This window comes from Candidatus Gracilibacteria bacterium (assembly GCA_010119145.1).
GTDB lineage: Bacteria > Patescibacteriota > Gracilibacteria > BD1-5 > UBA6164 > JAACSU01.
On the sequence record JAACSU010000007.1, the window covers coordinates 145,317 to 159,440 of the forward strand.

The following is a 14,124-nucleotide window of genomic DNA, read 5'->3' on the forward strand; positions in this document are numbered from 1 at the left end:
AAACTATGAACTCAAAACTTGAACAACTCTTTTCCCAATACGACTTCTCTCCAAAGGATAAGTATGATTTTATGCAAATTTATACAATGCTGCCAAATCACAAAAGAGTACAGACATTAGAAAACTTTGAGAGTATTGCAAGCGAGATCTTAAATCTTAAGCAAGAAATCGCCGTAGAACAACAAATAATGTTTGGAAAAACTCTTGCAACTATAGAGGAAAGAATTCTAAGTAGAAGAAAAAAACAAGTTTCTATTCAAGCACAGGATGAGATGAGAGTGCTTAGAAATGCAATATAAATACAAATATACAAATTAATTTCTTTTTATGACAGTAAGCTGCTGACTCCAAAAATATTTTGATGCACAACGTTCTCAAAAAAAAGATACAACGTCGGCTCAACTTGAAGCAATTTCAGCTCATGTAGATCCAATTTTTATGCAAAGTTTTGAAGAATTTCGAGCCAGGATTCTCGACATTGTTGATGAAGATCCTGATTGTGAGGATATAGTTTCTGAAGAACTCTGAGAACTAGACTCACAAATGCAAGAAAGAAAAAGAGTGCATAATATGCAATCATCAAAAGCTATTATTGAAGCTTTTGAAAAAAGAAAATAATAATCAAAAAATAAAAACCTCATTGCTAAAGAGGTTTTTATTTTTCTTCAAAATTCTTGAACTTATACGAACATCCCTCAGTTATTTTACAGTTATAACATTTAGGTTTTCTGGCCGTGCAGTGATATCTTCAAAATAAAACGAGCGTATTATGAAGTGGTCATAAGTCACTTGCTGAAAATATTTTTGAAGCTTTTTTATCAGTTTCCAGTGGAGTTTTTGTTTTCACAATTCCTATTCTATTGAGCACTCTGTGCACGTGAGTATCAACTCAAAGATAGGGCGCATTTTCGGTAACGGAGAGAAATACTTTAGCCGTTTTTATTCATACTCATGGTAAACTTGTCAGTTCGTCGAGTGTTTTAGGAGGGACTGAGTTATATTTATGAACAAGTATTTCACATGTTTTGTAGATATTTTTTGCCTTATTATTAAAAAATGAAACAGAATTTATAAAATCAGTTATTTCTTCAACTCATAAATTGAGTCAATCTTGAGGACTTATAAGATGCTGGAAAAAGTTTCTGTTAATGATATTTACTTGTTTATCAGTTGCTTGCGCTGACATGAGTATGGCAATAAGAAGCTGAAACTCGTTATTATGTTCGAGCTCTGTTTCTGCATTTGGAAACATTTCAAAGACTGTTTTTTTTAGAAGCTCTATTTTTTCTTGCCGTTTCATATAGTTTTACTAAAGTTATACAAAAATAATAGCAAAAAATTATGTATACTCAAAACTTTTATATTACAGAAAATGTTTGAAATAACGCTTTCTCTTTTTCTGATAGAAAAAATCCTAAATTATTTGTTCCAGCTCTCAAAAAAATAGAAAGTTTTGAGGAGATTAATCTTCTTACTGGAAACTCTGAAAAAATAACATTTGAGGAATATGATTTTGATGATGTGATGCAACAATGTTTTGGACTTAAGAACTTGTATGAAATGAAGTGGAAATGAAAAAAAATATATCTTGTAGATAATCATAATCATGTTTTTTATTTTTGGTATTTGGCAAGAAAGCAGGGAATTATATCAGATAATTCGCTTTTGTATCATATTGACGAACATGCTGATACCAGAGATCCTGAAAAATATCTTTTGAAACCAGATTCTCGTGATTTACAAAAAGTATTTGAGTATACTAATTTTTTTCTCAATGTTGGAAATTATATTATTCCAGCAGAAAAAGAATGACTGATTTGAAAGACTATTCAAATTCGCAGTGATGACTCTCTCAAAAAATACGTGTCTTGAGATTATCAAAAATATGAAAAAGAGGGTAGAAATATCATACTTAATCTTGATTTAGACTTTTTTGAACCAGAACTGGATTACATCGAATATGAACTTAAAAAACAAGTCATTCTAGATATAGCAAAAAGAGCAGACCTCATAACGGTCTGTACGAGTCCATATTTTATCAATCAAGAAAGAGCAATAGAAGTATTGAGAGATATTTTCCAATAATATATTGCATATATATTATTTTAGTTTATTATATACTAATAATTTTTTAGTATGATACTATGAATAAAGCTCTGTTACCTATAGAAACATATGTTGGACCTGAGAGACCAAGTGATATTTTGTGAGTTGAAAAATCACAAAATTTACAGCTCAATGAGAATTGATTAACGAGAGATATTAATAATAACTGCCAAATATTACTGATAATCGTTGCAAAACTTATAAGAAATGAAGTAGAACACACAGATATAAAATTACTGGTTGATCAAATTTTGTTCTATAAACAAAGAGATATATATATCAACAATCAAACAGATTTTGTGATGATGGAAGAACTCATCCCTGGTCTCAGCTCAAGAATTCAAGAAATAGATAGGCTATTAAGCTTTATAAAGAAATCATATAACTTTGAAAATCAAGAAACTTTTAGAAAACAAATTTTAGTTATTATAGAACAATTACAAGATGTTCTCAATTCAAAAACATTTCCAATTTCTCGTCTCATAGAAACCCAAATCAATATAAATAACATATTATAAAAAACTCCAGAGATATCTGGAGTTTTGTAATTTTCATTTTTTTTTATTCTTTCGGCATAACAGCTTCAATGGCTCCAAATGTAGCTTCTTTTCCAGCTGGGATTAAAATTGTAACAGTGTCACCAATACTTGCCTTGAAGTGAGTTACAGCGGCTGTAAGTACATCGTAAGCAACTCAATCGGATATAATTTGATATTTTCAGTTATTTTGTGTGAGGAGTCCTACCTTTGTTTCTCGCTCTATTTGTTTAATTTGTTTGTAGAGCATTTTACCACTTCACTCTATTGTGAGTTTCATTTTATCTCATTGAACGAGTTTTGATTTACTGGCGTAATTGACAGGAACAGGATACTTGTTACCGTCAGAGCCTAGCATTTCTTCTCAAGTAAATACTCCTTCGACTATTTTATTATCACCACTATCATATTTAGATAGCCCTTTTGTATCTAAATCTAGATTCGCAGAGAGATCTATATTTTCTTCTTCTAAAATCTCTTTGAGAAGTTTTTTAGCATTCTTCAAAGATTTTTCAGCCGTGTCTATGAAATCTCGTATTGCTGCGATTCGTTTTTTTGTCATCTGTTTTTGTATTTATTTTTCTAAATATTCCTTAAGTATATCAATTTTGAGCAAAAATGTAAAAAAACTGCTCTTTACATTTACTAAAAATACAATGCTATAAAACTCGAAATTTGACTATGAAAAAACATTATACTCACGTATCAAGCTGCAATAAATGGTCAAAATGGTATTTGATGTTGAAATTTATTCTTGAGTCCGTGTTTCGCTTTTGAAAATACAACGAGTACTATTCAGATTATACTCCCACTTACGTAGGTTATCATTCATGCTGGAAGAGTGAGGTATATTCATACTATGAGTCATGAAACTATAGCTATTCTGAGGTCTCACGCTCACATCCATTCTCATCCAGATACCAGTATTTGTAGAAAGAAAAATGTAAAAAGTGCCATTGCAGCGAGGAGTCAACTCATGAGTGGACTTTCAAATCAAATTAACATTGAGTCAGAGAATATAAAATAATTAGATCAAATAAGTATCATCCATAATGCTATAACTATGAGTACGTCATATACTTCTTTGAGTCATCTAGTCATAATAATGTAGAGTCATCACAGCGTTATAAATGCTATGAGTATCTGAAGCCAATAGAGACTTGCTCAGTTCACAAACTCCATCCAAGGAAAAATACTCATTCTGAGATCAAAAAATACTGCGAAACATAATTCAAACATGAGTGCTCCTAAAACTCATATATTGAGTATAGCTAAAATACTTTCAGGTATTTCGAGATATAAAATATCATAAAATACATAAATTACTGTCAGAAAAATAATAGCTAAGAAGAAAAATAATCTGAAAATCTCAAAATTATTTCAATCCAAAATACTTCAAATATCAATCATAAAATATCAAACACATGCGAAGAGGATTCACATAGTGAGCTCGAGTATTGGATAAATAGACGCTATGCTTTTTTTACATCATTTGCATTTTCCTCATTGAAATAGCCATGAAAATATCGGTATTAGCTCGAGAGCTGAGAGATTACGGTCACAGGTTTTACAGTGACTTCTTCAATTTATAATTCACCCTTCACCACTTTTGATTCTGTATATTATAACCGATGCAAAGCTCCCAAACATTGTTCAAAATATGAACAACATAACGAGAAAAAATGTTAACATATATGGATTTTTATATTTTAATGGTTTGAGTATATATAAAAAGTCAGTAATTATGAAGTATTTTTTGAAAAATACTATATTGTGATTATAGAGACAGTAAATTATAATTTTAGCAAGAACAAATTCTTTTTATATAAATAAATTTACGTACACTGAAATACATTAATTCAACTCATTTTTCAACTATGAGACCATTCTTCCCAGCCTTCACCCTTGTAGAACTCATCGTTGTTATCACTATTATATGAGTACTCTCAACTATAGGATTTGTTTCCTATTCTAACTACCTTACTTGAGCTCGTGACTCCAATAGATATTCTCAACTCACAAAACTCTCAGATTCCCTCCAAGTCTATGCAACTCAAAAGTCTCTTCCACTTCCAGATGATTATATAGAAATTACAGCCAGTTGAGCTACAAATGTAATAGCGTACCAAGGATATGTCTGAAGTGATGTACTAGAAACTATTGATTATACAAACTGAGGAAGAGACCCAAAAGATAATTCTTATTACACCTATTACCTCACTAAAGATAGAAAGAGCCTTCAAATGATGGCACTCATGGAAGAAGCTGGAAGTGTTGCATTAACTCCTAATCTTCAGATTAACAAGACCTTTGCTGCAGACTATTCGGATAGATACCCAAAAGTATATTGACGTAAACTCTGAGTCCTTACTGAAGTAGATACCAATACTCCTGTGCAAGAACTTACAAGTATTAAGAACGGTTCGTGATACTTAGATATTTTAAATACCAATGAAAATATTATTTCTACCATTGATAATTGAAATGTATTACAATGAACATGAAACATTTTTCTGTGACTTTCCCAGAGTAATCGAACTTTAGCACTTCAAGATAATAGCTTGGTATTGCATATGAATTTTTCAGATTTAAGCAATACGTGACGAATGGCTGATTGAAGTAAATATAACAATGATTTACTTTGTTATGAAAATAATAGAGAAGTTAATTGTTCTATTTTTGCATCAGAATGATGAAATCTTACAATGAATGGAAATAGATATCTTGCAAGTGATAAACTTGTATATGACCTTTACACCGATCAATTTACCTATATTGCAAAAGTGAATTTATTTAGTGGAACATGATGAGCTTTGATTTGACAATACACTAAAGATTTACAATGATCACACTCTTATGAAAATCATGCATTTAGATTATATGATACCTCATTTGTTTATGATAACTGGCCACCAAGCTGATGAGGTTTTAAAATTGACTTTGAAGTCCCAAATAAAAGTTATATGGTAGTAGCCCTGAGAAGATCATGAATTAATTGAGACTATTATTTAAATTGATTAAAAGTATTAAGTGGTTCTTGATCATCTGTAATGGAGACATTTGCTTCTTCATATGAAGATAGAATCCAAAATTTTGTAATATGATGACAGACTTATACTAATTGAGTAGCTTGAAGATTATTTGATGGTATGATTGATGAAATTAGGATATATAATCGAGCTCTATCAGATGAAGAAATAAAAGTAATAAATGATAATATCTAGAAAATAAGATAGGTATTGATGTACTAAAGTTTAGAACTTATAATTAATAAAATGTTACTAAAAACACCTGCTTTCACACTTGTAGAACTCATTGTCGTCATCACAATAGTTGGAATTCTTTCAACAATTGGATTTGTAAGTTACTCAAATTATTTAAAATGAGCACGAGATTCTAATAGATATTCTCAACTGACAAAACTCAGTGATTCACTTCAAGTCTATGCAACACAAAAATCCCTACCACTTCCGGATAATTATGTTGAGATTACAGCAAGTGGAGCGAGCAATGTAATTGCGTACCAAGGCTATATCTGAAGTGATGTTCTTGAAACTATTGACTATACGAACGGATGAAAAGACCCAAAGGACGATACATTTTATACTTACTATATTACGAAAGATCGAAAGAGTTTGCAGCTTATGGCTCTTATGGAAGAGGCAGGCAGTGTAGCTCAAAATACATTCAGCAATAATACTTTTGCTGCAGATTATTCCAGTAGATATCCAAAAGTGTATGGACGAAAACTCTGAGTACTAACAGAAGTAGATACCAACACTCCCGTTCAAGAACTGAGTTCTATACTCGCTGGTTCAGGATATTTAGATATTGTTAATACAAGTAATGAATATAATGCAACAATTAGTAATGATAAGAATGATAATATAACTTGAACGTGAGCGTCACTTATAAGTGTAAATCCAGAGGCTAGTTGTAAGCGAATAAAACAAACCTGAGGAAGTAAATGAAATTGAATCTATGCTATTTCACCTTTATGAGAAAATTTGCAAGTGTATTGTGATATGGAAACAGACTGAGGAGGCTGGACTCTCATAGCAAGAAGTGTAGTAGGTGGAACATGAAATTTTTGATGGCTTCAAAAAGCTTGAAATATCAATACTACGAATCTTTCATATTCTTTATGACCTATAGTGAAATCAATAGCTTATGAAGATATGTTGATTACGAGATATGTTGATAATTTTAATATTGATATAGCATTAAAAATAGACGTAGATCCTAATTTTGTAATTGCTGAGTCATCATTTTCTAACACGAGCAAGGAGTGTAGTATAATTTTATGAAATTTATGATTATCAAATTGATGTGATAGGTTTAGAAATTGGTGATTTATAAATTCTACAACAGTATTTCATATTGATGACGCTACATTTAATAACTATTGACTCAGAGCAAATGGGTATTACATTTCAAATACAAGTTTTTGAAATCTACTAAATAAGCAATGAATGATGTTTATAAAATAAATAAAAATATGAAAAAAACTTTCCCAGCCTTCACTCTTGTAGAACTTATAGTGGTTATTACGATTATAGGTATTTTATCGACGGTATGATTTGTAAGTTACTCAAATTATTTGACGTGAGCACGAGACTCCAACAGATATTCACAACTTACAAAACTCTCAGACTCACTTCAAGTCTATGCAACAAGTAAATCCCTTCCACTTCCAGATGACTATATAGAAATTACAGCCAGTGGAGCGAGCAATGTAATTGCGTACCAATGATATGTAGGAACAGATGTTTTAGAAACGATTGATTATACGAATTGAGGGAAAGATCCTAAAGATGACTCATTTTATACCTACTACCTTACCAAAGACAGAAAGAGTCTTCAACTCATGGCACTCATGGAAGAAGCTGGAAGCGTCGCACAAAATACAATCAGCAATACCACTTTTGCAGCAGATTATTCGAGTAGATTTCCAAAAGTATATGGACGAAAACTTTGAGTACTGACAGAAGTAGATACAAATACACCTGTTCAGGAACTCAGTAGCATACTGAGTGGTTCAGGATATTTAGATATATTATTAACAAACCTTAATTATAATTCTTATATATCTAATGAAGAGACCATCATATGATCTGGTTCATCACTCTATCTTACAAATCCAAAATGAAGTTGTAAAAGAATAAAGCAAACAGGTCAATCTCAGTGAAATTGAGTTTATATCATAGATAGATTTTGAGAAGAAATTGAGGTTTATTGTGATATGGAAAAATGAACTTATTTAAATAAGAAAAATATTATTTATCTAGAGAGTTCAATTTTTAATGGAAGCTTTGAAAATTCATTAGATTGATTCTGAGTATATTCAAATTCTCAACAATATAATTCATACAATACAGATTCAGTCATTGAAGCTAATTCTTTATATGTAAAATGATGAGCTACAAAAACTAATGTATGAAATAATGGAGGAGTCATCATTACAAGAAAAAATCCTCTAACTGTTTGAAAACAATATACTATAGAATTTTATGCGAAATCACTTTCATGAAATCAATCAATTAGCAAAAGTTTTCAAAATTGATCTTGAGATAATAATTGTCTTAGTGGATGATGATTATTAACTTCAGAATGGAGTAAGTTTTCAAAAACTTGTATATTAGATATTGATAAAAATTTGATAATTTTTTGGACCACAAAAGATAGTTGAGAGTTTCTTTTGGATTGAGTGCAAATGTATGAATGACCACCATTGGAAAATTAATGAGAAAAAAGAAGTATTTTTTGAAAAATACTTCTTTTTTTGCATAATAATATGAATCTATTTTTTATAGTTTACTATGCGAATAAATATACGAGTTACATGAGCTGCAGGTCTTGGTATGAATTCAACCGCTGATATTATAGCTGACGTCTTCGCTGAACTTGGATATCACGTGAATACAGATATCGAGTACCAATCTATTATTAAAGGAGGAATCAATTACTTTGATATTTTTGTATCAGATAGTTCAAAATATATCTCAAAATATGTAGATGTGATAGTTGCTCTAGACGCTGCTAATCTAGAGTTTTCTCTTCCATTTTTGAAAGATAATGCGATTATTATAGTGAATTCAAAACATCTCTTAAAATTAGAAAAAAAAGATATTTCTCTCACATGATTTCAGATACTTCCTCTAGAAATAGACGCTAAATACGATAATACATATCTCATATCACTTTTAGCAAAACTCTTTTCTTTGGATGAAGAAATTATTAAATCAAAAATACAAAAAATATTTGCTCGTAAATGACAAGATGTTGTGAACAGTAACTTAGAAGTGTTTGAAAGAATATTTGCAGAGTACGAAATTACTGTAAATAACTCATTTTGAGCTTTAAAAAGACTTTGAGAATCAAGAAAAACTATTTATTGAAATAAAGCTCTGACTCTCTGAGCGATAGCTTGAGAACTAGAATACTATTCTGCCTATCCTATGACTCCAGCATCGAGTATTTTGGTTGAAGTTATAAAAGATGGAAGTGTTCCATACCTACAAGCAGAGGATGAGATATCAGTTTCTATGTCAGCCCTTGGAGCGAGTTTCACGTGAAAAAGAGCTATGGTTGGAACTTCAGGAGGATGATTTGCTCTTATGGTAGAATCCATTTCTTTTGCGCAACAAGCTGAGATTCCACTTGTTATGGTTTTAGCGCAACGAGCTGGTCCCAGTACTGGAACACCGACGTATTTTGAACAGTGAGACCTAAATATGGCACTGAACCCCAGTTTTGGAGAGTTTGATCATATCGTCATAGCTCCTTCAAGTTTAGAAAATGCATATTATACCGGAGGACAAGCTCTCAATCTCGCACAAAAATACCAAACAGTGGTTATAGTTCTTATTGATAAACAATTTGCTGACGGAAAAGCTACACTCGAATCAGAGCTCATTATTCCTGAAGTGGAAAGAGGAAAATTAGAACTGAATCCTGACAAAGAATTCAAACGATATAAACTCACAGATGATGGAGTATCTCCCTACACTCTTCCTGGAACTGTTGACTGAGATTTCATAGCAACAAGTTATGAACATGATGAGTATGGTGCAACAACAGAGGATTCAGCTGTGAAAGTTGCAATGACACAAAAACGAATGAAAAAACTGGAAAACTTTTTTCAAAAAGAATGAATATCATGATATGAAGTTTTTAACGCAAGTGCTAAAAAAATCATCATTACAACAAGCTATACTATTTATACGGCAAAAGAATTTGTAAAAAATAATCCAGAATTTGGTCTGATTATAATACACTTCTTAAAACCACTCGACGCAAGACTTCTGGATGAAATAAAAGATAAGCAGGAAGTAATATTTGTAGAATGAAATTATGGAGGCCAACTCGAAAACTATATTTCCAAAGAATTTGGACTCAAATTCATACCAACTCTTAAAATAAGGAATCTGAGAAAATACAACCTCTATCCATTTTATTATGAAGATTTTGAAACACTAAAAAAATAAATTATGCGTAGCTGATTAACAAACATACAGTGGTGTCCAGGATGTGGAGATTTCCTGATTATTATGGCACTCAAAAATGCATTTAAAGAGCTAGAAATTGCTTCTCATAATAGAGTCGTAGTTTCAGGAGTGTGATGTTCAGGAAAAGCGAGTCAGTATGTTGACTGATATGCTGCTGAAACCCTCCACGGAAGAGCTGTTCCATTTGCTACCTGAGTAAAACTCACAAATAATAATCTTACGGTCGTAATTATGGGAGGAGACGGTGATGGGTATGGAATTGGGATGGGGCATTTTATCCACGCATGTCGAAGAAATGTAGATATGGTGTATATAGTCTTTGATAATGAGAACTACGCCCTTACAACAGGTCAAGCGAGTCCAACAACTCCACTATGAGCTAAAACAAAAACTACTCCAGACTGAAATACTACTGCTCCAATAGATGCACTCAAGCTTGCAACAGATGCTGGCTGTGGTTTTGCTAAGATGTGACACTCAAAAGATTTCAAGTGACTCAAAGAGCTTATTAAAGAAGCGATTGAATATCCGGGATTTGCACTTATAAACGTTATACAAGATTGTCCGAGTTTTAAAAGATGGGGAGATTAGTATAATTTCTAGCAGATTCTAAATTTGAAAAAGTATATTTTTATATATACTTTTTTATATTATATTTGATTACTATACTCTATGAAATGAGATACTTTAGAAGCTCCTAAAATGCAATTTAGGATAGTCTATCCAGATATCAAGGAATCAAAAGAGCTCTACCAAGCACTTGAAACACTTCTAGGTGAAAACATAAATGGTTCTCAGCACCTCCCAGTTATATGCTGAAAAAGAGAGGAACTGTTTTATTATAGAGATTTAATTTCAATGTGATTACAGTTTATTGAAGTGCCTGATAATGAAAATAACCTTGTAATTGCTGCCCGAGAACTGAAAAAATGAAGTGTTCATTCGGTTTTGGCTGGTAATATATCTGAGACCTGAGATGTTATTAGTGTGTGACTTCACGAAATTGGAATGCTCGAATGAGTAAAACGAGCTTCTTCATATTTTTTGATGGAGAGTCCACAATATGGAAAATATATTTTTGCTGACTCTGGGTGCCAGCCAAATCCAAATGTAGAGCAACTGATAGAAATTGTGTGACTTACGGTTCAAAATGCTAAAGTGCATGGATTTGAACCCAAAGTAGCACTCTTGGATGGTGGGTATGATTCAGATAAAATCCAAGCAGTTTCAGATTATTTTGAAAATAATCCCATAGCGTGAGTAGAAATACTTTGAAATATGTCATTAAAAGATGCTCGAAAAAGTGAGTGTAATACATTTATATTTGGAAATCTCAATCAAGGAAATATTGCTTACAAAGTCGCAGAGAGAATGAAAGATTTTAAACCTGATTTTTCAAGTGAAACTGAGAAATCAGCACTTTTGCATCTACAGTCTGATGAAAATCAAAATTGTATATTTTGATATGACATACTCTCATCAAGTCCAACCAGTGAAGATCTTCAAATATCAGCACTTGAAGCAATCAAATACGCAAGAACTAAGTGATACGACTTACAAGTAGCTTTTTTGAGTTTTTCAACTAAGTGAAGTTGAAAAAATGAAGAAAGTATATTAGCAGCGAGGCAAGCAGCTCACGATTTCCCAGAAACGCTTCATAAAATGTGAATTACTGATGTTACGGTTATTCCTGTAGAAGTACAGTTTGATACTGCATTTCTTCCTGAAAAAGCAAAGAAAAAATGAATGGATGTTGAAAAACCTTCAACCATTTATATCTTACCAGATAGACATATTTGAGCTATGATATGAGATATAGCGACAAATTTAGGATGATCTACAGCAAATGGACCAAGACTCCAATGATTTCAACGCTCTTATAATGATTTTAGTAGAGGAGCTTCGTGGTCAGATATTGTTAATTGACACAAGACAACGGAAAAAGAACTTGAAAAATCTTAGTATTTTTATTTTTTAATTATTACTTTTATGTCAGAACTTGTCGTATTTTCAAATCTTCCAACCATAATATTCTATTTTGTACTCAGTTTTGTACTCTGAGCATTTGTCGGAATTCAAAAAGATGTGCTTTCTGATAAAAAATCATGATTTCTGACTTCTAAAAAAGAAGTTCTCAATAATTTTTCTTGAATCAGATCTTTCTGACTTATAGCACTTTTTGGTGCTCTCACGCAATATCTCGATCAAATATTCACTACATATCTCATAGTAACGGTATTTTGATTTGTTCTGATGAGTGTATTTATAGTCATTGATTATATTTTTAATGTGTATAAAAGAGAAAATCACTCTCCAGCCAGTGAAATCTCTGCTATACTAGTATATTTCTTATGAGTACTCGTATTTCTGTGAGCGAAAGAAGTAGCTATAATATTAGCAATTGCTCTTTCAATCATTATTTCTTCAAGAGACATAATTCACTGATATGTACTTAAAATATCGAGAGAAGAAATAAATACGACCCTGAAGTTTGCAGCCATTGCATTTGTGATATTACCACTGCTTCCTGATGTTAAATATTCATTTCTCACATTTTTTGAATCACTATGATTTGCGTGAGCCAATGCTATAACGCATCCTATATGGACCACAGCATTTTTTAATCCATATTCTCTCTGGCTCTTTGTCGTAGTGATGTCTGGTATTTCATATATCTGATATTTTCTTACTAAAATATTTTGAAGTACTTCGGGGATACTCCTCTCAAGCCTCATGTGAGGTCTCGTATCATCTACAGCTGTCACAGCATCAATGAGTGAGGAAAGTAAGAAATATCCAAAAAATAGTTCACTCTATACCACTGGGACACTGCTTGCTTCTGCTGTAATGTTTCTTCGAGTTATAGCTATCGTAGCATTTGTCTATGCAAGTTTACTCTCATTTATATTTATACCTGCACTCGTGATGTTTGTGATATTTATGCTTTGTACTGGATATTTTTACTATACCTCTAAAAAAGAATCATCAGATAAACTGAGCATTGAGGAAAAAGTACAAAGTCCATTTAGTATCACTCCGGCTCTCAAATTTGCATGATTTATTTTGCTCATTAAGTTTATAGCAGCTATTGGGATAATTTATAAAGATATATGGGGAGAAGGACTCTTTTATTATACACTTGGAATTGTGTCAGGTCTTGCTGACGTTGATGCTATAACCCAAACTATGGCATCTGACGCGAGTAGTGGCTGACTTGGAATAGTGGTTGCAGGGACGACGATTCTGATTGCTGTGATGTCTAATAACTTAGTAAAATGAACACTTGCCTATAGATTTTGAGAATCACAATTTTGAAAAAAAGTACTTTTTACTTTCGTTGCTTCCGCACTGTGAGGGATAGTTACACTTTTTATAATATAGGCTATGATTACTCGTTGTACTTGGGTAAATCTGGAGAATCCACTGTATATTACATATCATGACAATGAGTGGGGAAGACCTGTATACGATGACAAAATATTGTTTGAATTTTTAGTCTTAGAAGGAGCTCAGGCTGGACTCAGTTGGGAGACAGTCTTAAATAAAAGGGAAAATTACAGATCAGCTTTTGATGAATTTGATGTTCAAAAAATTTCTGAATACTGAGAGGAAAAAATACAAGAACTCTTAAATAATAAGTGAATTATAAGAAATAAACTCAAAATAAACTCTGCTATTAGAAATGCTAAAGTATTCTTAGAAATACAAAAAGAGTTTTGAAGCTTTAGTCAGTATCTTTGGAAGTATGTTTGAAAGAAACAAATAGTAAATAATCCTCAAAATCTCTGAGAAGTTCCAGCTCAAACAACACTATCTCAAAAAATCTCAAAAAATCTCAAAAAAAGAGGTATGAATTTCATATGACCAACTATCATATATGCTTATATGCAAGCAGTCTGAATTGTCAGTGACCACACTAGCGATTGTTATTTAAAAATAAAATGAGATAAATGAGATTAATACAATTCTCATAC

15 protein-coding genes are annotated in these 14,124 nt (G+C 31.8%); 12 read left to right on the forward strand and 3 right to left on the reverse strand.

The window, feature by feature from the left end:
* Window positions 1-5 precede the first annotated feature (5 nt).
* Both GW846_01090 and GW846_01095 read left to right on the forward strand, forming a co-directional pair.
* Window positions 6-299: a hypothetical protein gene (locus GW846_01090; GenBank protein ID NDK09353.1), complete on the forward strand. Its 294-nt coding sequence runs from the start codon at window positions 6-8 to the stop codon at window positions 297-299.
* Between the two features lie 28 nt (window positions 300-327).
* Entirely contained in the window at window positions 328-618 is a 291-nt protein-coding gene (locus tag GW846_01095; protein NDK09354.1) for a hypothetical protein, read from the forward strand.
* Window positions 619-655: 37 nt separating this feature from the next.
* Here GW846_01095 and GW846_01100 read toward each other — a convergent pair whose 3' ends face one another.
* Window positions 656-1,300, reverse strand: coding sequence for an endonuclease III (locus tag GW846_01100; GenBank protein NDK09355.1), 645 nt, complete (start codon window positions 1,298-1,300; stop codon window positions 656-658).
* A gap of 41 nt (window positions 1,301-1,341) precedes the next feature.
* Between GW846_01100 and GW846_01105 the strand changes: the two genes are divergently transcribed.
* Window positions 1,342-2,085: a hypothetical protein gene (locus tag GW846_01105; protein NDK09356.1), complete on the forward strand. Its 744-nt coding sequence runs from the start codon at window positions 1,342-1,344 to the stop codon at window positions 2,083-2,085.
* Between the two features lie 59 nt (window positions 2,086-2,144).
* Window positions 2,145-2,624: a hypothetical protein gene (locus GW846_01110; GenBank protein ID NDK09357.1), complete on the forward strand. Its 480-nt coding sequence runs from the start codon at window positions 2,145-2,147 to the stop codon at window positions 2,622-2,624.
* A gap of 43 nt (window positions 2,625-2,667) precedes the next feature.
* Here GW846_01110 and GW846_01115 read toward each other — a convergent pair whose 3' ends face one another.
* Together GW846_01115 and GW846_01120 are read right to left on the reverse strand one after the other, a co-directional pair.
* Complete coding sequence (locus GW846_01115; GenBank protein NDK09358.1) at window positions 2,668-3,204, reverse strand: acetolactate decarboxylase; 537 nt, start codon at window positions 3,202-3,204, stop codon at window positions 2,668-2,670.
* 83 nt (window positions 3,205-3,287) lie between these two features.
* Window positions 3,288-4,334: a prepilin peptidase gene (locus tag GW846_01120; GenBank protein NDK09359.1), complete on the reverse strand. Its 1,047-nt coding sequence runs from the start codon at window positions 4,332-4,334 to the stop codon at window positions 3,288-3,290.
* Window positions 4,335-4,519: 185 nt separating this feature from the next.
* On the opposite strand from GW846_01120, the gene GW846_01125 reads away from it, so the two are divergent.
* The 8 genes from GW846_01125 (at window position 4,520) to GW846_01160 (ending at window position 14,110) form a co-directional block, all read left to right on the forward strand.
* Complete coding sequence (locus GW846_01125) at window positions 4,520-5,866, forward strand: prepilin-type N-terminal cleavage/methylation domain-containing protein (protein NDK09360.1); 1,347 nt, start codon at window positions 4,520-4,522, stop codon at window positions 5,864-5,866.
* A gap of 51 nt (window positions 5,867-5,917) precedes the next feature.
* Complete coding sequence (locus GW846_01130; protein ID NDK09361.1) at window positions 5,918-7,132, forward strand: prepilin-type N-terminal cleavage/methylation domain-containing protein; 1,215 nt, start codon at window positions 5,918-5,920, stop codon at window positions 7,130-7,132.
* A gap of 8 nt (window positions 7,133-7,140) precedes the next feature.
* Window positions 7,141-8,385: a type II secretion system protein gene (locus tag GW846_01135; GenBank protein NDK09362.1), complete on the forward strand. Its 1,245-nt coding sequence runs from the start codon at window positions 7,141-7,143 to the stop codon at window positions 8,383-8,385.
* A gap of 76 nt (window positions 8,386-8,461) precedes the next feature.
* Window positions 8,462-10,129: a hypothetical protein gene (locus GW846_01140; protein ID NDK09363.1), complete on the forward strand. Its 1,668-nt coding sequence runs from the start codon at window positions 8,462-8,464 to the stop codon at window positions 10,127-10,129.
* Between the two features lie 3 nt (window positions 10,130-10,132).
* Complete coding sequence (locus tag GW846_01145) at window positions 10,133-10,741, forward strand: hypothetical protein (protein ID NDK09364.1); 609 nt, start codon at window positions 10,133-10,135, stop codon at window positions 10,739-10,741.
* A gap of 81 nt (window positions 10,742-10,822) precedes the next feature.
* A complete protein-coding gene (locus tag GW846_01150) occupies window positions 10,823-12,112 on the forward strand; it encodes a hypothetical protein (protein ID NDK09365.1) in 1,290 nt (429 codons plus the stop codon).
* A 27-nt stretch (window positions 12,113-12,139) separates the two neighbouring features.
* Window positions 12,140-13,531: a DUF4010 domain-containing protein gene (locus GW846_01155; GenBank protein ID NDK09366.1), complete on the forward strand. Its 1,392-nt coding sequence runs from the start codon at window positions 12,140-12,142 to the stop codon at window positions 13,529-13,531.
* A 3-nt stretch (window positions 13,532-13,534) separates the two neighbouring features.
* Window positions 13,535-14,110, forward strand: a complete 576-nt coding sequence (locus tag GW846_01160; protein ID NDK09367.1) for a DNA-3-methyladenine glycosylase I — start codon at window positions 13,535-13,537, stop codon at window positions 14,108-14,110.
* Window positions 14,111-14,124 lie beyond the last annotated feature (14 nt).